13 protein-coding genes are annotated in these 19085 nt (G+C 66.1%); 8 read left to right on the top strand and 5 right to left on the bottom strand.

The window, feature by feature from the left end:
• Positions 1–26 precede the first annotated feature (26 nt).
• The 4 genes from GTP90_RS22405 (at position 27) to GTP90_RS22390 (ending at position 5708) form a co-directional block, all read left to right on the top strand.
• A complete protein-coding gene (locus GTP90_RS22405) occupies positions 27–1037 on the top strand; it encodes an alpha/beta hydrolase (protein WP_161085618.1) in 1011 nt (336 codons plus the stop codon).
• Positions 1038–1168: 131 nt separating this feature from the next.
• Positions 1169–1855, top strand: a complete 687-nt coding sequence (locus GTP90_RS22400; RefSeq protein ID WP_161085617.1) for a hydrolase — start codon at positions 1169–1171, stop codon at positions 1853–1855.
• Positions 1856–2152: 297 nt separating this feature from the next.
• Positions 2153–2641: a gluconokinase gene (locus GTP90_RS22395; RefSeq protein WP_254451997.1), complete on the top strand. Its 489-nt coding sequence runs from the start codon at positions 2153–2155 to the stop codon at positions 2639–2641.
• Positions 2642–2750: 109 nt separating this feature from the next.
• Positions 2751–5708, top strand: coding sequence for a TonB-dependent receptor plug domain-containing protein (locus GTP90_RS22390; RefSeq protein ID WP_254451996.1), 2958 nt, complete (start codon positions 2751–2753; stop codon positions 5706–5708).
• Between the two features lie 18 nt (positions 5709–5726).
• On the opposite strand, the gene GTP90_RS22385 is transcribed toward GTP90_RS22390, so the two are convergent.
• Entirely contained in the window at positions 5727–6680 is a 954-nt protein-coding gene (locus GTP90_RS22385; protein WP_161085616.1) for an MBL fold metallo-hydrolase, read from the bottom strand.
• Between the two features lie 126 nt (positions 6681–6806).
• Here GTP90_RS22385 and GTP90_RS22380 point away from each other — a divergent pair, with 126 nt between their 5' ends.
• The 4 genes from GTP90_RS22380 to GTP90_RS22365 all read left to right on the top strand — a co-directional run bounded on the left by GTP90_RS22380 (position 6807) and on the right by GTP90_RS22365 (position 12404).
• A complete protein-coding gene (locus tag GTP90_RS22380; protein WP_161085615.1) occupies positions 6807–7049 on the top strand; it encodes a hypothetical protein in 243 nt (80 codons plus the stop codon).
• Between the two features lie 169 nt (positions 7050–7218).
• Entirely contained in the window at positions 7219–7956 is a 738-nt protein-coding gene (locus GTP90_RS22375) for a Crp/Fnr family transcriptional regulator (RefSeq protein WP_161085614.1), read from the top strand.
• A gap of 303 nt (positions 7957–8259) precedes the next feature.
• Positions 8260–10530 carry a TonB-dependent receptor gene (locus tag GTP90_RS22370; RefSeq protein WP_161085613.1) on the top strand — a complete coding sequence of 757 codons (2271 nt, stop codon included), beginning with the start codon at positions 8260–8262 and terminating at the stop codon, positions 10528–10530.
• 152 nt (positions 10531–10682) lie between these two features.
• Positions 10683–12404: a methyl-accepting chemotaxis protein gene (locus tag GTP90_RS22365; RefSeq protein ID WP_161085612.1), complete on the top strand. Its 1722-nt coding sequence runs from the start codon at positions 10683–10685 to the stop codon at positions 12402–12404.
• A gap of 114 nt (positions 12405–12518) precedes the next feature.
• On the opposite strand, the gene GTP90_RS22360 is transcribed toward GTP90_RS22365, so the two are convergent.
• The 4 genes from GTP90_RS22360 to GTP90_RS22345 form a co-directional block, all read right to left on the bottom strand.
• Positions 12519–14603 carry a TonB-dependent receptor gene (locus tag GTP90_RS22360; protein WP_161085611.1) on the bottom strand — a complete coding sequence of 695 codons (2085 nt, stop codon included), beginning with the start codon at positions 14601–14603 and terminating at the stop codon, positions 12519–12521.
• Entirely contained in the window at positions 14545–15039 is a 495-nt protein-coding gene (locus GTP90_RS22355) for a DUF6702 family protein (protein ID WP_161085610.1), read from the bottom strand. The genes GTP90_RS22360 and GTP90_RS22355 overlap by 59 nt, the downstream gene beginning before the upstream one ends.
• Complete coding sequence (locus GTP90_RS22350; protein ID WP_161085609.1) at positions 15036–17405, bottom strand: M1 family metallopeptidase; 2370 nt, start codon at positions 17403–17405, stop codon at positions 15036–15038. The genes GTP90_RS22355 and GTP90_RS22350 overlap by 4 nt, the downstream gene beginning before the upstream one ends.
• Before the next feature lie 113 nt (positions 17406–17518).
• Positions 17519–19048, bottom strand: a complete 1530-nt coding sequence (locus tag GTP90_RS22345) for a carboxylesterase/lipase family protein (protein ID WP_161085608.1) — start codon at positions 19046–19048, stop codon at positions 17519–17521.
• Between the last annotated feature and the right edge of the window lie 37 nt (positions 19049–19085).

The raw sequence follows: 19085 nt of genomic DNA, 5'->3' as shown, positions 1-19085 counted from the left end.
CGCCGCGTGTGGCATACTCGGCGTCCATGATGCCCGCCACCTCCGCCGTCCGTTTCCTATCCGCACTCGCGGCGCTGTGCCTGCACGCCGCGGCCTCCGCCGCGCCTTGCATCGAGCCGCCGCCCGATCCCGCCAACACCTACGACGCCCAACACACCTACGCCAAACTCGCGCGCGACTATCCCGCCATCCGCATCGCCAGCGCGGCGCTGCCGGTGGACGTGAACCGCATCGATGGCCTGACCTACGCGCAGCACGGCGACCGCTGCCTGAAGCTCGACCTCTACCTGCCGCTGGCCGCGCGCGCCGATGTCGGCATGCCGGTGGTGGTGCTGGTGCACGGCGGCGGCTGGCGCTCCGGCTTCCGCTCCGAGTTCGCGCCGATGGCCGTGCGGTTGGCGCGGCAGGGCTACGCCGCAGCCGCGATCAGCTACCGACTTTCCGGCGAGGCGCCATATCCGGCCGCCATCCACGACGCGCGCGCCGCCGTGCGCTGGGTGCGCGCCCATGCCAGCGAGTACCACCTGGACCCGCAACGCATCGCGCTGGCGGGCGGCTCGGCCGGCGGCCAGATCGCCAGCCTGGCCGGCGTCACCGGCCACCTTGCGCAGTTCGATCCCGGCGCGGGCGAGGGGGGCATATCGAGTGCGGTGCAGGCCATCGTCAACATCGACGGCCTGTCCGACTTCACGACGGCACTCGCATTGAAGCACGAGGACGACCCGGCCAAGCACCCCTCGGCGGCCGGCGCCTGGCTGGGCGGGCGCTACGCCGGGCAGGCCGCGCGCTGGGCCGAGGCATCGCCGGTCCGCTACGTGCGCCCCGGCATGCCGCCCATCCTGTTCATCGCCAGCGCGCAGCCGCGCTTCTCCGCCGGCCGCGAGGACATGGCGGCCGCCATGGCGCAGGCCGGCGTGGCCAGCCGCACGCTGGTGCTGCCGGATACGCCGCATTCCTTCTGGTTGTTCGACCCCTGGCTGCAACCCACGGTGGACGCCACCGTGGCCTTCCTCAACGAGCAGATGCCGGCGCGCTGACGCGGCCTGTAAAAGGTTAGTCCGGCCTCTCCATTTAGCCAGTGGTGCGGCGTTGGCGCCCGCCCTAAGATGATCGCAGCCGCGCTGAACGCAGCGGGCGCCGTACCCACCTCATCGAAATGGACGCTATCATGACCAACCCCAAACTTGAAGTATTGACCCCGACTAACTGCCAGTTGATCTTCATCGACCATCAACCGCAAATGGCCTTCGGCGTGCAATCGATGGACCGCCAGGCGCTGAAGAACAACACCGTGGGCCTGGCCAAGGCCGCCAAGGTGTTCAACATCCCGACCACCATCACCACCGTCGAGACCGAGGCCTTCTCCGGCCACACCTACCCTGAGCTGCTGGACGTCTTCCCAGGCAAGCCGCTGCTGGAACGCTCGTCGATGAACTCGTGGGACGACCAGAAGGTGCGCGACGCGCTCAAGGCCAACGGCAAGAAGAAGGTCATCGTCTCGGGCCTGTGGACCGAGGTGTGCAACAACAGCTTCGCGCTGTGCGCCATGGCCGAAGGCGACTACGAAATCTACATGGTGGCCGACGCCTCCGGCGGCACCTCGAAGGAAGCGCACGACTACGCGATGCAGCGCATGATCCAGGCCGGCGTGGTGCCGGTGACCTGGCAGCAGGTGCTGCTGGAATGGCAGCGCGACTGGGCGCACCGCGAAACCTACGATGCCGTCATGGCCATCGTGCGCGAGCACTCGGGCGCCTACGGCATGGGCGTGGACTACGCCTACACCATGGTGCACAAGGCACCGGAACGCACCTCCGGCAGCCACGAGATGCTGGCCGCCGTACCGGCCAAGTAAGACCGCCATCAGCGGCGGGCGTGGCTTTCCGTCCACGCCCGCCGTAACGATGCTGCGCCGCCGTAGCCCCTGCACGGCGGCGTTTTCAAGCTGACACGGCGTCCTGCCGTGCTGCGCCGCAGCGCAGATACTTCTTTACAAATACCTACGTTAGTCTAAAGTCTACAAAAATGATAACGCTACCTTTGTGTGGCCATCGACTTTGTTGAATCCTCTGCCTGACTGAATGATTGCGCGTCACATTTGCGCGATTCCGGCCCGGCAGAAATGTTAGCGCTACCTTATTTGGAGAGATGAATGAAGCAAACCCGCTGGGTGGTCATGGGGGCTAGTGGCTGTGGCAAGAGCACGGTGGGGCAGGCGCTGGCCGCCGCCATGGCCGTGCCCTTCATCGAGGGCGACCGGTTTCATCCGCCGGCCAATGTGGCCAAGATGTCGGCCGGCGTCGCGCTGGACGACGCCGACCGCGGCGACTGGCTGCTGGCATTGCGGGCGCAGATCGAGCAGGCGGACGGCGGCCTGGTGCTGGCCTGCTCGGCGCTCAAGCGCAAGTACCGCGACCAGCTGCGGCGCGCCGATCCGGCGCTGCACTTCGCGCACCTGAGCGGCGACCGCGCGCTGATCGCCAGCCGCATGCGGGAGCGGGCCGGCCACTACATGCCGCTGTCGCTGCTGGACAGCCAGCTGCGCGACCTGGAGCCGTTGCAGGTGGACGAGGCCGGTATGGTGCTGGACATCCTCGCGCCGCCGCGCGTGCTGGTGGCGCGGATACTCGCCGGATTCTGATGTTGTCCGGCGTGACGGGCCGGACCATGCAACAGGCACTACCTTCGCGCAGCCGTCAGGAATCCGCGCGCCGGCCACTATTCCCATAAAAAAATAGCAGGAGACTACAATGCCGATCCGAAGCCGTAACACCATGATGAGCCTGGCCGTCGCCAGCTGCTGGCTTGCCATGCCAGCCCACGCCCAGCAAGCCGCCGCCCAGAACCCGGCCGGGGACGCGCCGGCCGCCACCCCCGCCACACCCGCCGCCGATGCCGTCGTGACCGTATCGGGCTCGCGCATCGCCGCGCGCGGCTTCACGCAGCCCACGCCGACCACCACGCTCACCGCGGACGACCTGGCCAAGAGCGCCCAGCCCAACCTGTTCAACACGATTGCCGAGCTGCCGGCCCTGCAGGGCAGCACCGGCCGCACCACCAGCACCAACAGCACCAGCAGCGGCATCCAGGGGCTCAGTTCGCTGAGCCTGCGCGGCCTCGGCCCGATCCGCACGCTGACCCTGCTCGACGGCCAGCGCGTGGTCGGCGCCAACGTCACCGGCGTGACCGACGTCAGCCAGTTCCCGCAACTGCTGGTCAAGCGCGTCGACGTGGTGACCGGCGGCGCCTCGGCGTCCTACGGCTCGGACGCGATCGGCGGCGTGGTCAACTTCATCACCGACAAGAAATTCACCGGCTTCAAGGTCAACGTCGAGGGCGGCCAGACCACCTACCGCGACGACCGCAACGCCACGCTGCAGGCGGCCTGGGGCAGGGCGTTCATGGACGACCGCCTGCATGTGGCGGTGAGCGGCGAATACGGCCGCGAGCAGGGCATCGATTCGCCGGGCTTCGGCGAGGTCGGCGCCAATGGCCGCAGCTGGTACAAGAACACCGCCTACCAGATCCGTCCGCTGTCCCAGACCAACGACGGCAAGCCGCAGTACACCGTCATCGACCACGCGCAGCAGTACCAGTACGCCAAGTACGGCCTGATCACCAACGGTCCGCTGCAGGGCACGGCGTTCGGGCCGGGCGGCGCGCCCTACCAGTTCAACTACGGCTCCAACGGCAAGCCGACCGGCACCGGCGCCGTGACCGGTTGCGCCAATCCCTTCTGCGTCGGCGGCGACCTGAGTGGCAGCGTCGGCGCCGGCACCAACCTGGCGATGGACCTGGAGCGCCAGGTGGCCTACACCCGCGTCGGCTTCGACCTCACGCCCGACCACGAGATCTACCTGACCGCCAATGCCGGCAAGGTCCGGTCGGTGTTCTCGCCCAATCCCGGCGCGGCCAAGAACGCCAACCTGACGATCCAGTGCGACAATCCCTTCCTGCCGGCGTCCATCGCCGCCGCCTGCGCGGCCAACAACATCACCAGCTTCCAGTACGGCACCGCCAACGCCGGCTTCCCGTCCAATATCAACGTCCATCCCACCCGCCAGATGGAGCGCGTGGTGCTCGGCGCCGACGGCAAGTTCCCGCTGGCCGGCAAGGAATGGTCGTACGACGCCTACGCCGAATACGGCCGCAACCGCACCGACATCCTGGTCCACGACATCACGCTCAACGCCCGCTACAACGCCGCCATCGACGCCGTGCGCGGCCCGAACGGCACCATCGTCTGCCGCAATCCGGTGGCGGCGGCGTCCGGCTGCCGGCCGTTGAACATCATTGGCGACGTGCCGGCCGATCCGGCCGCGATGGCCTACGTCGAGCCGGCCATGGGGCCGCAACAGCACACCCGCCAGACCCAGCAGGTCGCCAGCTTCAACCTCAACGGCGAGGCCTTTTCCTCGTGGGCCGGGCCGGTCGCGGTGGCGGCCGGCGCCGAGTACCGCCGTGAACACTACAGCGTCACGGGCGACCCGTACGGCAACGGCGTCTCGGCCGGCAGCCCGAACACGGCCGACTACCCGGCCGATCCGCTGCTCAACACCGCGGTCGGCAACAACTGGTACGCGGGCAATTACCACAGCGCGTCCGGGACCTACGACGTGAAGGAAGCCTATGTTGAGCTCAACATCCCGGTGCTGAAGTCCGCCACGTGGGGCGAGGCCAACCTGAACCTGGCCGACCGCCGCACCCGCTACAGCACCTCCGGCAACGTGGAAAGCTGGAAGATCGGCGGCAGCTGGAAGACCGGCATCGACGGCCTGCGCCTGCGCGCCGTCACCTCCAAGGACGTGCGCGCCCCCAACCTGAGCGAACTGTACGCGGCGGCCGTCGTGGTCAACAACGTGGTCAGCTACCAGGGCAACACCATCACCGTGCAGCAGCGCACCGTCGGCAACACCCGGCTGCGGCCCGAGCTGGCGCGCAACACCGTGCTGGGCGTGGTGCTCGACCGCCCGCACTGGGCGCCCGGCTTCAGCGTGTCGGCGGACTATTTCGACATCAAGGTCGATGGCGTGATCTCGACCTTGACGGCGCAGCAGGAAGTCGACCTGTGCGTGGCCGGCAACCAGGAAATCTGCTCGGCGATGGTGCTCAACAGTCCTACGCCCACCAGCAACTACGTGACGGTGCAGGCGTTCAACCTGGCCTCGCTGCGCAACAAGGGTTACGACCTCGAGGCGTCCTACCGCATGAACCTGAAGGACTTCGGCCTGCCCGGCCGCCTGACGTTGCGCGCGCTGGCCACCCGCACCATCAGCTTCCTGACCGATCCCGGCGTGGTGGGCACCATCCCGTCCGAGGGCGCGGGCAGCAGCCTGGGCGGCACGCCGAAATGGAAGGGCATGGCGTCGCAGTCGTGGGACACCAGTCAGTACAGCCTGACCTTGAGCGAGCGCTGGATCAGCAAGGGCGTCTACAGCAACGAGTTCATCGAGTGCCAGACCAATTGCCCGGTCTCGACCGTGATCCATCCGACCATCTACAACAACCAGATGAAGGGCGCGTTCTACGTCGACCTCGGCGGGACCTACAAGCTCGGCGACAAGACCACGGCCTACTTCAAGATCGACAACCTCGGCAACGTCGATCCGGTGGCGGCGCCGCAGGCCAACCTGAGCTTCGCGATCAACCCGACGCTGTACGACGTGGTGGGCCGCGTGTACCGCGCCGGCCTGCGCTACAGCTTCTAGGCGCGGCGCGCGGGCAGGTCAATCGGCGGCGGGCGCGCCGTCGTAGTTGAGCGGCAGCCACTGGTAGGCGCCGTTCGACGCGCGGATCCGGCCCAGGCCGGGGAAGGCGATATGCGCCGCGCCTATCGTCAGCTGGCCGCCGGCCGCCATGTCCAGCAGCCGGCGGCGCGTCGCCTGCGCGTTGGCCTCGCTGGTATCGTATTTGACGGTGGCGTCCGGGTGCGGCAGCTGGATCGCCGACACGTGGACGATATCGCCCCAGATCAGCAGCTTCCTCCCTTTGCTCTGCACCAGGTACATCGCGTGCCCCGGCGTGTGGCCGGGCGCGGGCAGGGCCTCGATGCCGGACTCGATCTGGCCGAAGGCGCCGAACGGCTGCAGGCGCTTTCCATATGGCGCCACGGCCGCCGCCGCGCTGTCGAAAAAGCTCGACAGGAAAGCCGGCGCCGAGTCCTTGTTGGCCGGCGTCAGCCAGTAGTCGGCCTCGGCCTGCGACAACCGCACCACGGCGTTGGGAAAGGCCGGCGCGCCGCGCGCCACGATGCCGCCCGCGTGATCCTTGTGCAGATGCGTCAGCAGCACCTCATCAACCTGCTCGGGCCGGTAGCCGGCGGCGCGCAGATGGTCCAGCAGCTTGCCGCAGCAATCGCCGTACAGGCTGCCCGCGCCGGCGTCCACCAGGACCAGCTTGCTGCCAGTGTTGACCAGGAAGGCGTTGATCGAACCCTGCACCGGCGCCCGCAGCCCGGCCTGGTCCAGGTCGCGGGTGATCTGTTCCGGGCCGATATGGGTCATCACCGTATCGATGGGGAAAGGATGAGTGCCGTCCGACAAGGCGGTGATTTCAAAGTCGCCCAGCATCATGCGGTAGTAGCCGGGCGCCTGCGTGCGCACCTGCGGCGCGGCGGCCTGTGCGGTGCCGCCCAGCAGCATGCAGGCCAGCAGCGCGCGGGCGATGGGAGTAAGGTTCATGTGTGGTTTCCGGGTCACGATAGTGTTGCGATATTAGCCCTCTCATTTCCGGCGCGCACCTACCATAGGTCCAGTCTGCTATACAATCGGAACGTTCACCATCCATTACCCGTTTTGGAGGTTGCCATGTCCACCACGCATACATTCCGTCCCGACTACGTTGGCGCGGAAGTCGTCGAAGCCGGCATAGAAGTTGCCGATCGTAAAGGCCCGGACAGCGCGGCGGCCTACTTGAGCCAGCGCGGTGTGGCCGAGACCGTGATCCAGCGCGTGGTCTCCGAACCCAATCACCGCCGCAACCCGGGCCGCCTGCGCAGCCGCGACGAACGCCTGCTGGAAGAGGCCTCGCGCTTCAAATTCAAGGTGTGATGCGCCGCGGTGGTGGCCGTGGGCAACGGCCTCCGTAGGACTGGGACCACACCACCCTATGTTCCCAACCTACATAGAGCCGGTGCGTGCTCCGATAATCGGCCACCCAGGGCGGGCCTATAGTGTTGTTCATCAGGTCGCATCGATCAACAACTCTAAGAGGTTTGCCATGTACCACTTCACTCGCCCTACCGCAACGCAGGATACCGAGCAAGCCGAGGCATCCACTCCGGCCATCAGCTTGACCGGCGCCCAGCAGAATGAATTGCTGCGCGCCCTGTCGCGCGAAGAACTGATCAGCCTGTTTGAACATCTGGAACTGGTGCCGCTGCCCGCGGGCAAACACCTGTTCGACTTCGGCGAGAAAATGGACTACGCCTGGTTCCCCACCAACGCCATCGTTTCGCTGCAATACGTGACCGAGGACGGCGGCGCCGCCGAGATCGCGGTGGTGGGCCGCGAGGGCGTGGTGGGCGTGTCGATGTACGAAAGCGAACGCGCCAACTGCTCGGCCGTGGTGCAGACCGCCGGCTACGGCTACCGCGTCAGGGCATCCGTGCTGCGCTCGGCCTTCTTCGACGGCGGCGCGCTGGCGCGCCAGCTGATGCGCCACACCAGCGCGCTGTTCGCCCAATTGGCGCAGACGGTGGCCGGCGTGCGCCACGGCAGCATCGAGCAGCGCCTGTGCCGCTGGCTGCTGGAGCGCCTGGACCGCTCGCTGTCGAACGAGCTCAAGGTCACGCAGGAAATGATCGCCAACCTGCTCGGCGTGCGGCGCGAAAGCATCACCTGCTGCGCCGGCAAGCTGCAGGAAGAGGGCATGATCGAATACCGCCGCGGCACCGTCATCGTGCTTGACCGCAGCGCCATGGAGCACCGCGCCGGCGGTTGCTACGTCCCCGCCTGATGTCTCGCCATCACCTAATGCAAATACCTCGGCGCATGCTGGAGCTGTTCCAGCTTGCGTTGCACCAGCCTGTACCACGCAGTCGCCCATCTGGTCGCCCGTTCCGATTCCTCCACTGTTGACGCCGCGATGCAGCGCTGCACCGCGCGCATCTGGCGATGCAGGGCGTAGGCGGCGGGTGGCGGTTTGGAGCCTGTGGGTGACTTGTCCATGGGGGCATTCTCCCGCCGTCCTGCCGCCTCCGCTGTGCGTTGTCTCACCTAACGTTATACTGCGCGCTGTTTAAAACGACACGAGGGCAGGATGGGCAAGCAAGTGAAGGCATATCGCGCGTTGGCGCTGTGGTCGATGGGCGCGCTGGCGGCGCAGGCGGCCGAGACGGAAGTGGGCACGGAAAAAATCGAGCGGGTCGAAGTGACCGCCACGCGCGCGGCCGGCGCGGTCGACGTGCAGCAGGTGCCGGCCGCCATCACCGTGCTCAAGCCCGAGGGCCTGGCCCGCTACGGACAGGGCAACCTGTCCGATATCGCCAACCTGGTGCCGGCCATGTCGGTGCAGCAGCAGGCGCCGGGCGTCAACAACATCACCATGCGCGGGCTGGTGGTGCGCGGCATCGTCCCGTCCGAGGTGCAGGACGCCTCGCTGGTGGCGGTCTACATCGACGACATGCCGGTCACGCTGAAATCGTCCAACCCCGACCTCAAGGTGCTGGACCTGGAGCGCGTGGAAGTGCTGCAGGGGCCGCAGGGCACGCTGTTCGGCGCCGGCGCCATGGCCGGCGCGGTGCGCCAGATCACGCAGAAGCCCGAGCTGGGCGAGCTGTTCGGCACCGTCGAGGCGGTCGGTTCGGACACCTCCGGTTTCGGTGGCGTCAACCGCAACCTGCGCGGCATGGTCAACCTGCCGTTGAAGGCCGACGTGCTGGGCCTGCGCCTGACCGGCTACACCGGCAACGATTCCGGCTACATCCGCAACCAGCTCAATGGCAAGACCACCAACGACGTCTCCACCAACCAGGCGCGCGCCGCGCTGCGCCTGCGCGCCTCGCCGGACCTGATGGTCGACGCCAGCATCACCGCCTCCAACATCAAGGGCGGCGTCAACGACGCCTACGCCGGCCTGGCGCCGTTCACCACCATCGCCTTGCTGCCGCAGACCAGCAACGACAACCTGCAGCTGTACAACCTGGGCGTCAGCTACGACATGGGCGGCGCGCAGCTGGTGTCGTCCACCTCCTACCTGCACCGCGAAACGCTGTACGTCACCTCGGCCCAGTACCCGGCCACCGCCTTCATCTTCGGCGGCAAGAACCCGCTGATGCAGGCCGCCTACACCATCGGCAATGCGGTGCAGGACTTCGCGCAGGAATTCCGCCTCAACTCCAAGGGCGGCGGGCCGCTGAAGTGGACCGCCGGCGCCTTCCTTGAAAGCGGCAAGCGCGACACGCGCCAGGACGAGCCGACCACCGGCTTCGACGAGCGCTTCGCCATCGCCCACAACTTCCCCGGCTATAACTCGCAGGCCAACGACCTGGCCTTCCAGCCCAACGATTTCTTCTCCGGCACGCAGAACACGAAGTCGCGCCAGGTGGCCTTGTTCGCCGAAGGCACCTACACCGTCTGGGACCAGCTGGACCTGACGGCCGGCCTGCGCCTGTTCAAGGGCACACAGGACTTCGACCTGCGCTTCACCGGCCTGTTCGGCAACCTGATCGGCGCCACGCCGTCGGCGCCGGTGGGCCAGCCGGAAGTGAGCAACAGCAGCGCCACCTCGCGCGGCGCCAACCCGCGCTTCGCCGCCACATGGCGCGTCGACCGCGAGCACATGCTGTACGCCTCGGCCGGCAAGGGCTTCCGCTACGGCGGCAACAACCAGCCGGTGCCGTTCAACTTCTGCGGCGTGAACGCGCCGGCCACCTTCGCGCCGGACAGCCTGTGGAACTATGAAGTGGGCTCGAAGAACACGCTGCTGGACCAGCGCATGACCGTCAACGCCAGCGCCTACGTGATCGAGTGGAAGGACGTGCAGGTGTTCAACAAGCTGCCGTGCACCTACTACTTCACGCAGAACGCCGGCAAGCTGCGCAGCGAAGGACTGGAGCTGGAGACCGCCCTCAAGCTGACCCGCCACGCCACGCTCGGCCTGAGCGCCGCCTACAACCACGCCTACGCCACGCGCACCGTGGTCACCGGCATCGCCGCCCAGAACATCCCGGAGGGCAGCCGCGCGCCGTATGCGCCGCGCCTGTCTGCCACCGCCACCGCCAGCTACACCATTCCGGTGCGCGGCAACGACGAGGTGGGCATCGCCGCCAGCTACGCCTACCACAGCGACGCCTACACCAACTTCGCGGCGGCGCAGGGCAGCTATGCGCAGATCCCGTCGTCCAACACGCTCAACGCCACCATCACCTACAAGACCGGCGCCTACGAGTTCGGCCTGTTCGGCACCAACCTGACCAACGGCGCCAAGGTCAGCGATGTCACGCCGAACACCATCGCCATCCAGCCGGGCGACACCTTGTTCATGGTGCGTCCGCGCACGGTGGGCCTGCGTGCCAAGGCGCGCTTCTGAGTGAGGGGCTAGCGTCTTGCATGCGTTGTGTTTTGGTAGAAAATGCGGCGTAAATTGCCGCATTGTTAATTTGAAGTAACATCGTTCCGCTATACTGGTCCGTGGCCGCAAAGACGGCTGGCTTCTTCGTCACTACTATGGGAACAGTCACCATGACTATTACAAAGCGCTTGATCTTGACTCTGTCATTGGCGTTGCTTGCGCTGATCTTCGTCGGTATTACCGGCCTCACTCAGCTGTCCACGGCGCAGCAGCGCCTCGACATGGTGCAGAACCGGCTGATTCCCAGCATCGCCGGCCTGAACATGGCCAAAGGCTATCTTGCCGATAGCCGCCTGGCCGGCTACCGCCTGTCGGTGTTCTCCAACCTGGCCGACAAGAGCGCGCTGGACAAGGCCTACAACGACGCCCACGCCAAGTTCGACGAGGTGATCGCGACCTACGAAAAGGAACGCATCTTCGACGACACCGACCGCAAGATGCTGGAGGCGGACAAGGCCAATATGGCCGCCTACCGCCAGGCGCTGATTCCCTTCCTGGCCGGCGCCCACGCCGGCGACATGGACGCGGTGCGCGCCACGCTGCTGGCCGGCACGCCGCTGGCGCTGTCGGCCGCCGCCGTCAAGAAGGGCTTCGACGACCACATCGCCTACAACAACAAGCTGATCGGCGATGTGCGCGAGGCCAGCGACGCCGCCTACAAGTTCGCCTTCCGCCTGATGGTGGGCGCGGTGGTGCTCGGCCTGCTGGTAACCGGCGCGCTGGCCTGGCAGCTGTACATCATCATCAAGGGCAGCCTGGCGTCGATCCGCGGCACGCTGGAGGACGTGAGCCAGTCGCTGGACCTGACGCACCAGATCAAGATCGAACGCATGGACGAAATCGGCCACACCGCCGTCGCGTTCAACAAGCTGCTGGAGCAGATCGCCGGCGTGATCGACACCGTGCGCGCCTCGACCATCGCGGTCGGCAGCGCCTCGCAGGACATCGCCAGCGGCACCGGCGACCTGTCGCAGCGCACCTCGTCGCAGGCGGCCGCGCTGGAGCAGACCGCGGCCAGCATGGAGCAGCTGACCTCCACCGTCGGCCAGAACGCCGACAACGCCCGCCAGGCCAACCAGCTGGCGCGTTCGGCGTCGGACGTGGCGGCGCAGGGCGGCAGCGTGGTGGAGCAGGTGGTGGTGACCATGGGCTCCATCAACGAATCGTCGCGCAAGATCGTCGACATCATCTCGGTCATCGACGGCATCGCCTTCCAGACCAACATCCTGGCGCTGAACGCGGCGGTGGAAGCGGCGCGCGCCGGCGAGCAGGGCCGGGGCTTCGCGGTGGTGGCGACCGAGGTGCGCAACCTGGCGCAACGCTCGGCCGCTGCGGCCAAGGAGATCAAGGCGCTGATCGACGACTCGGTGGAGAAGGTCGGCTCCGGCACCAAGCTGGTGGAGCAGGCCGGCACGACGATGCATGAAGTGGTCGCCAGCATCAAGCAGGTGACGGACATCGTCGGCGAGATCAGCGCCGCCACGCAGGAACAGAACGACGGCATCGCGCAGGTGCACCAGGCGGTGACGCAGATGGACCAGACCACGCAACAGAATTCCGCGCTGGTGGAGCAGACCGCCGCCGCCGCGCAGACCCTGCGCGAGCAGGCCGACAAGCTGGAACGGGTGGTCAGCGCGTTCAAGATCAACGCCTCGTATGCCGCGCAAGCAGCGCCGGCGGCCCGTCCGGCGCCTGTGCGCGCCGCCGCGCCGGTGGTCGCTGCGCTGCCGAAAGCCGCCGCTCGACCAAAGCCGGTCGCCAAGCCGGCTGCACCCGCGCCGAAAAAACTCAAGGCCAGCACAGCGAGCAACGACGAGTGGGAAGAGTTCTAATCAATACATTGGCGACTTGGATCGCGGCGTGTTCGGTGAACGCGAATAGCAGCGCTTTCGAGAATTTCAGCCTGGAGAGGTGGTCACAATCTGTGACCACCTGAGCGACGATGGCTAGAAGTTCTTGACCAGCGTCGCCCGCAGCGAGCGCGATTCGATGGGGTGAAAGTGGATGTCGTTGACCGGCGCCGTTTCACCTTTCAGTTGCGACGGGTAGTAGTAGTCGATGGCGGAATCGCGGCGGTTGGTCAGGTTGAAGGCTTCCAGTTCCAGCGTCAGGCCCTTGCGGAGCTTCCATCCGAGGCGGCCGTTCAGCGTCAGGCTTGGTTTGGAGCGCACGCTGTTGTCTTCAACCAGCGGACGCGGGCCGAAGTAGCGCAGCTTCAGCGAGCCGGAATACGGGCCGCCATCCTCCACGGTCAGCGCCAGCTGGCCGGTGCCTTCGATGGCGCCGGGGATATGGTCGCCTTCCGGCGCGGCATCGCGCGAACGGGCGCGCGCGTAGGCCAGGTCCAAATCGACCGACAGCCATTTCAGCGGCTTGTAGTAGTTCGAAATCTCCACGCCATGGCGGCGGCTCGGGCGTCCCGCCTCGGTAGTGCCGGCGTCCCCGGCGAAGGTCAGCTCCGAATCGAAATCCAGACGGTACACCGACAACGATGTCTGCAAGCCTGGCAGCCAGTTGCCGCGCGCGCCCAGCTCCATGCCGCGTGAGCGCACCAGCGGCGCCACCTTGTCGGCCGCCGCGCCGGTCTTGGGATCGATGCGGATGGTGGCGCCGCGCGCGTCGTTGCTGTGGAAGCCGTTGCCGATGTTGGCGTACAGTTCCGCCGTCCGCCACGGACCGTAGATCAGGCTCAGGCTCGGGCTCACCAGATGGTCGCTGGCCTTGCCGGAATTGGCCGCCAGGCTGCTGCGCACGTCGAAGCGGTAGCTGTCGATGCGCGCACCGGCCACGGTGCGGAAGGCGCCGTTCCAGCGCGTGTTGTTCTCGACGTAGAGCCCCATGCTCGATTCGACGATGTGATCCTGCCGCGTGACCGCCAGCGGCTTGCGCGCCTGCGTGGCCAGCAGGCCGTTAAAGATATTATCGTTTTGCAGCTGGACGCCAATGGTGGTGGCGCTGTTGCCGTTCTCCGTATGCTGGTGCCAGCTGTGGCTTGCGTTGACGCCGCTGGTGACGCGCTTGTCCGGCTGCGCGAACTGGTCGCCATGCACCGGATCGTCCATGAAGTAGGTGAAGTTGGAATACAGGTCCAGCCGGTTGGCGATGATGTAGGCGTTGACCCTGGAAGCGCTGTCGTCGCTGGTGCGGCGCCACGCGCCGGAAAGGCTGTAGCGGTGCGACTTGCCGCCGTCGCTCGGATCGACGGCGTCGTTGCGGGCCATCTGGCCGTCCTGCACGGCACGCAGCGGAATCTGGTCGGTCGCATTCCAGCCGGCGCGGTAGGCCATCAGGCTGACATTGAAGCCGTTGTTGGCATAGCCTTGGCTGTAGCGCAGCACCGCGTTCAGCTTCTGGTAGTCGTCGGGATGCGTGTAGGGGCCGTCGTTGTGCAGCGCCTCCACCGCGTACAGCAGGCTGCCGTTGCCGCTGCCGCTGCTGACCTCCAGCGAATCGGCCAGCAGCGCGCGGCCGTAGCCGTGCTGGCCGGCCGACGTCGAGGCCACGCCTTGCAGCAGGCGGTTGGCGTACACCACCGACGCCGTGCCGGCCGAGCCGAAGTCGCCTTCTTCGGCGGAGTAGGGTCCCTTCTTGTAATCGAGCCGCACCGCCAGTTCGGGGATCAGGAAATTGAGGTCGGTCCAGCCCTGGCCATGCGCGTGGCTGCGCTGGTTGACGGGCATCTCATCGACCGTGGTGCGCAGGTCGGTGCCGTGGTCCAGGTTGAAGCCGCGCAGATAGAACTGATTGGCCTTGCCTTCGCCGCTATGCTGGCTGACGATCAGGCCGGGCGCCGCTTCAAGAATCTCGCCGGGTCGGTAGACGGTGCGCGCCGCCAGCTCCTGCTGCGATACGCTGCCCGCGCTGGCGGCATCGGCCACGCCCAGCTGGTTGGCGCGCGAGCCATCGACCAGCACCCGTTGCAGGATCTGGTCGTCGGCCTGCGCCGAGCCCAATGCGAACAGCAGCAGGTACTTAGTGGATGGCTTGATCGACGCTGCCTTGATCGAAAATGAGAGTCTGGACGGGGCCATCGGCTTGCAGGTTCACGGTGTTCTTTTGAGATGGCAGGAAGTCTACCAGCAGGGCGTTGTGGATGCGCGTCGCCGGCGCCAGTTTCCGGCCTTCGACCTCCTGGAAGATGACGATGCTGTCGGCATCCGCCTTCATGCCGACCCAGTGCAGCGGCAGGCGCTTGCCGTCCGGGCCTTCCAGGTAGAACTGGCGCTCGACATAGCGGCGCAGCGGGGCTTCGCTGTCCGCCTGTCCCAGGTCGAAATTGCGGCCGTAGAGATTCGTCAGCAGCGTGGCGACATCGTGCGCCGTGTAGGTGTGCACGATCTCGGTGTTGCCGGTGCGGGCGTTGTAGCTGATGTCCGCTATGCCCATGTGAAAATTATGGGCGCCGGCCGCCGCGCCGGCGCATGCCAGCACGGCCGCCGCGGCCAGGCGCAAGGCACGCCGCATCATTCGGCCGACGAGTCCTTGGACGACTTGTCGCCCTTGCCCTTGAGCGGCGTGTTGAAGTCGCGCATCAGGTTATTGCGGTCACGGTCGGTCTTGAACAGCTCAAGGCGCGACTGCGTCACCTTGCGCGGCCAGGCGTTGTTGCTGGTGTCGATGTCGGCGGTCTCCCAGAACGGATCCTGGGTCAGGCCCACCATCGGCTCGTCGGTGACGATCAACTTGGTGATCTTCTTCGGCGAGTAGCGCCATACTTCGGCCGGAATGCGCTCGATGTACTTCTTGCCGCTCTTGAGTTCAATCTCCAGGATCAGCGGCATCACCATGCCGCCCAGGTTGGAGAAGTCCACCAGGTACAGGTGCTTGCCCTGGTCCAGCAGCTTCTTCTCCCACGGCTCCAGCTTCTCGATCGCTTCGGCGTAGCCGTTGCGGTCCTTGTTGGTGACGGTGAATTCGTCATGCTCGTTGTAGAAGTCCTTCAGCTCCGGATGCGCATCCAGGCGCTTGGGCAGCGGCTTGTTGAGCTGTTCGGAGATCGAAATCGGCTGCGCGTCCTTCTGCGCCTTCTTCCATGCCTTTTCCTTTTCCGGGTCCTTGGTGCTCACGCCATATTCGCTGATGCCGTCGATGCTGATGTCCACCGCGTCGGTGGTGTAGAACCAGCCGCGCCAGAACCAGTCAAGGTCGGTGCCGGAAGCGTCTTCCATGGTGCGGAAGAAGTCGGCCGGAGTAGGGCGCTTGAACTTCCAGCGGCGCGCGTATTCCCGGAACGCGTAGTCGAACAGCTCGCGGCCCAGGATGGTCTCGCGCAGGATGTTCAAGCCGGTGGCCGGCTTGGCGTAGGCGTTGTTCCCGAACTGGAGCAGCGACTCCGAGTTGGTCATGATCGGCACCTGGTTCTGGCTGCGCATGTAGTCGACGATGTTGCGCGGCTCGCCGCGGCGCGACGGGTAGTTGTCTTCCCACGCCTGTTCGGCCAGGTACTGCACGAAGGTGTTCAGGCCTTCATCCATCCAGGTCCACTGGCGCTCGTCCGAGTTGATGATCATCGGGTAGTAGTTGTGGCCCACCTCGTGGATGATCACGCCGATCAGGCCATACTTGGTCTGCTGCGACCAGGTGAGGGCGCCGGTCTTCTTGTCCTTGCTGGGGCGCGGGCCGTTGAAGGAGATCATCGGATACTCCATGCCGCCCACTGGACCGTTGACCGAGATCGCGGTCGGATACGGATAATCGAAGCTGTACTTGTTGTACTGGTCGATGGTGTGGATGATGGCCTGCGTGCTGTACTTGCCCCACAGCGGATTGCCTTCCTTCGGATAGTAGGACATCGCCATCACGTTGGTGGAATCCTTCTTGAAGCCCTGCGCATCCCAGATGAATTTGCGGCTGGAGGCCCAGGCGAAGTCGCGCACGTTGGCGGCCTTGAAGTGCCAGGTCTTGGACGCGGTGCTGACCGACTTCTCGGCCTTCTCGGCTTCCTCCTGCGTGACGATGACCACCGGCGCGGACGCGGTCTTCGCCTTGGCCAGGCGGTCGCGCTGCGCGGCGCTCAGCACCTCGTTGGGGTTCTGCAGTTCGCCGGTGGAGGCCACCACGTGGTCCGCCGGCACGGTCAGCTGCACGTCGTAGTCGCCGAATTCCAGCGTGAACTCGCCGGAACCCAGGAACTGCTTGTGCTGCCAGCCCATCACGTCGTAGTAGGCGGCCATGCGCGGATACCACTGGGCGATCTCGAACAGGTCGTTCTTGTCTTCTTCGAAGTGCTCGTAACCCGAGCGCCCGCCCAGCACCTGCTGCTCGTTGATGTTGTAGGACCAGTCGATGTTGAAGACGAAGCTCTGGCCCGGCTTCAACGGCGCCGGCAGGTCGATGCGCATCATGGTGCGGTTGATGGTGTACTTCAGCGGCTGGCCGCCGGCGCTCACGGTCTTGATGTTGTAGCCGCCGTCGAACTCGCGGCCGGCCAGGATGCCGCGCATGCCTTCGAACTTGTAGCCGTCTTCCGGCGTGCGCGCCTTGGCCCATGCTTCGCGCGAGGGCTGCGTCAGCATCATGCGGGCGTCGGAATTCTTCTTGTAGATGTTCTGGTCCAGCTGCACCCACAGGTAGCTGAGCGTATCGGGCGAGTTGTTGTGGTAGTTGATTTGCTCGCTGCCGGTGATGGCGCGCCTGGCCTCGTCGAGCGAGGCGCGGATCGTGTAGTCCGCGCGCTGCTGCCAGTAGGCGGCGCCGGGCGCGCCGGATGCGGTGCGGTAGGAATTGGCGGTGGGGAGTATCTCGTCCAGCTGGCGGAACTTGTCATCGAATGGCTCCGCCGCGAACGCGGACGCCGTAAAGCAAAGAGCCATGAAGCCGATCGTTTTGCGCATAGTTTGCATTCCTGATGTTTGCCCGAATAAAGGGAGCTAGTGTATAGCAACTTTTCAAAGAATTACCGGGCGATACAATAAAATACAAACTAAGTGGCGGTTTCCATTTTTGCTTATTTGCTTATTTGATTTTGCCGCTGCTGCTCCAGGAAGGCGTGGTGGGCGTCGTCGGTGGCGCTCATCGCGGCCGATGGTGCGTCCAGCCGCATCAGGCGCGAACCCTTGCCGCTGCTGGCGCGCGGCCATTCCGGCAGGCCCGCGCCATTGGGATTGCCGGTCTTGATGAAGTTGGCGAAGTAGTCCTGCATCTGCGCCGACAGCGCGAAATCGTCGGCGGTCCATGAATACACTTTATTCGATGGCAGGTTACCCAGCGCGTATTCGATTTCGACCGAATGTCCGGCGCCGGTCTGGCCCGGACGCGGTCGGGAATAGTAGTAGCGGTAGACCGGCTGGCCGCTGGTGCGCGCGTGTGTGTCGATCCACTTCCAGGTGCCGTGGGCGATGAACAGGTCGCCGGCCAGGTCGGTCGCGGCCTGCATTACGTCGCCGCTGTAGGCTTGCTGTGCGGCCGGGGCGCGCTCGCGGAACATGGTTTGCAGCGCCTTGCCGAAGTTCTCCGGCGTCGGCTCGGCTTCGCCCAGCACCTGCTTGTAGTAGCCCTCCTGCGAATTCCATCCGGCCAGCAGCGGCACCTTGGCCTGCTCGCCCGCCGTGTACATCTCGACCGGGCTGCGTGGCAGCACGTAGCCGTCCTGGATGGCGGCGAACCATGGCGCGTCCGGCCGCTTCATCGTGTCCAGCAGCTGCTGGGCGGGCATGGCGCGCAGCGCGGCCAGCGTCGGCGCGCCGATTTGTGCGGCGAAGGCGGCGCCTTTCTTTTCCGCGACCGCCAGCGGCTGCGGGGGCTCCAGGCCAAGCAGCGCGCCGCTCTCGCCGACGGCGCCGGCGATCGATCCCTTGGCCAATGGCGACAGCATCTGCGCGCTGACCGACCATGAGCCGGCCGATTCGCCGGCGATGGTGACGCGCGCGGGATCGCCGCCGAAAGCCGCGATATTCTTCGCCACCCATTGCAGCGCCGCCGCCTGGTCCATCAGGCCGTAGTTGCCGGAGGCCTTGTGCGGCGATTCGGCCGTCAGTTCGGGGTGGGCCAGGAATCCGAAGATGTTCAGGCGGTAGTTGACGGTCAGCGTGACGATGCCCTTGGCGGCCATGCTGGCGCCGTCGTAGCGCGGTTCGGAGCCGTCGCCCGCCGCGAAACCGCCGCCGTAGAAGTAGACCAGCACCGGCAGCTTGTCCTTGGGGGATTTGGCGGGCGTCCACACGTTCAGGTACAGGCAGTCCTCGCTGACGCCGTCGGAGCGGAACACCATGTCGCCGAACAGCGGCAGCTGCATGGCGCGAGGCCCGAAGTGGTCGGCCTTGCGCACGCCGCGCCACTTCTGCGCCGGCTGCGGCGCCTTCCACCGGAGATTGCCGACCGGCGGCGCCGCGAATGGAATTCCTTTGTATGATGTGACGCCGGAAGCTTCCAGCGTTCCTTCGACCACGCCGGTGGCGGTGGTGGCGCGCGGCGCGGCCGCGAAGGAGGGGGCGGCGATCACGCCGAAGGCAGCCAGCAGCAAACCGTATTTATGCATGTCGTCATCGCGGAAGTTGAATGTCGACCCCTACTAT

Source organism: Duganella vulcania (assembly GCF_009857655.1).
Taxonomy (GTDB): domain Bacteria; phylum Pseudomonadota; class Gammaproteobacteria; order Burkholderiales; family Burkholderiaceae_D; genus Rugamonas; species Rugamonas vulcania.
Note: the sequence above shows the minus strand (reverse complement) of the source record. Positions and strands in the feature narration are given on the sequence as shown.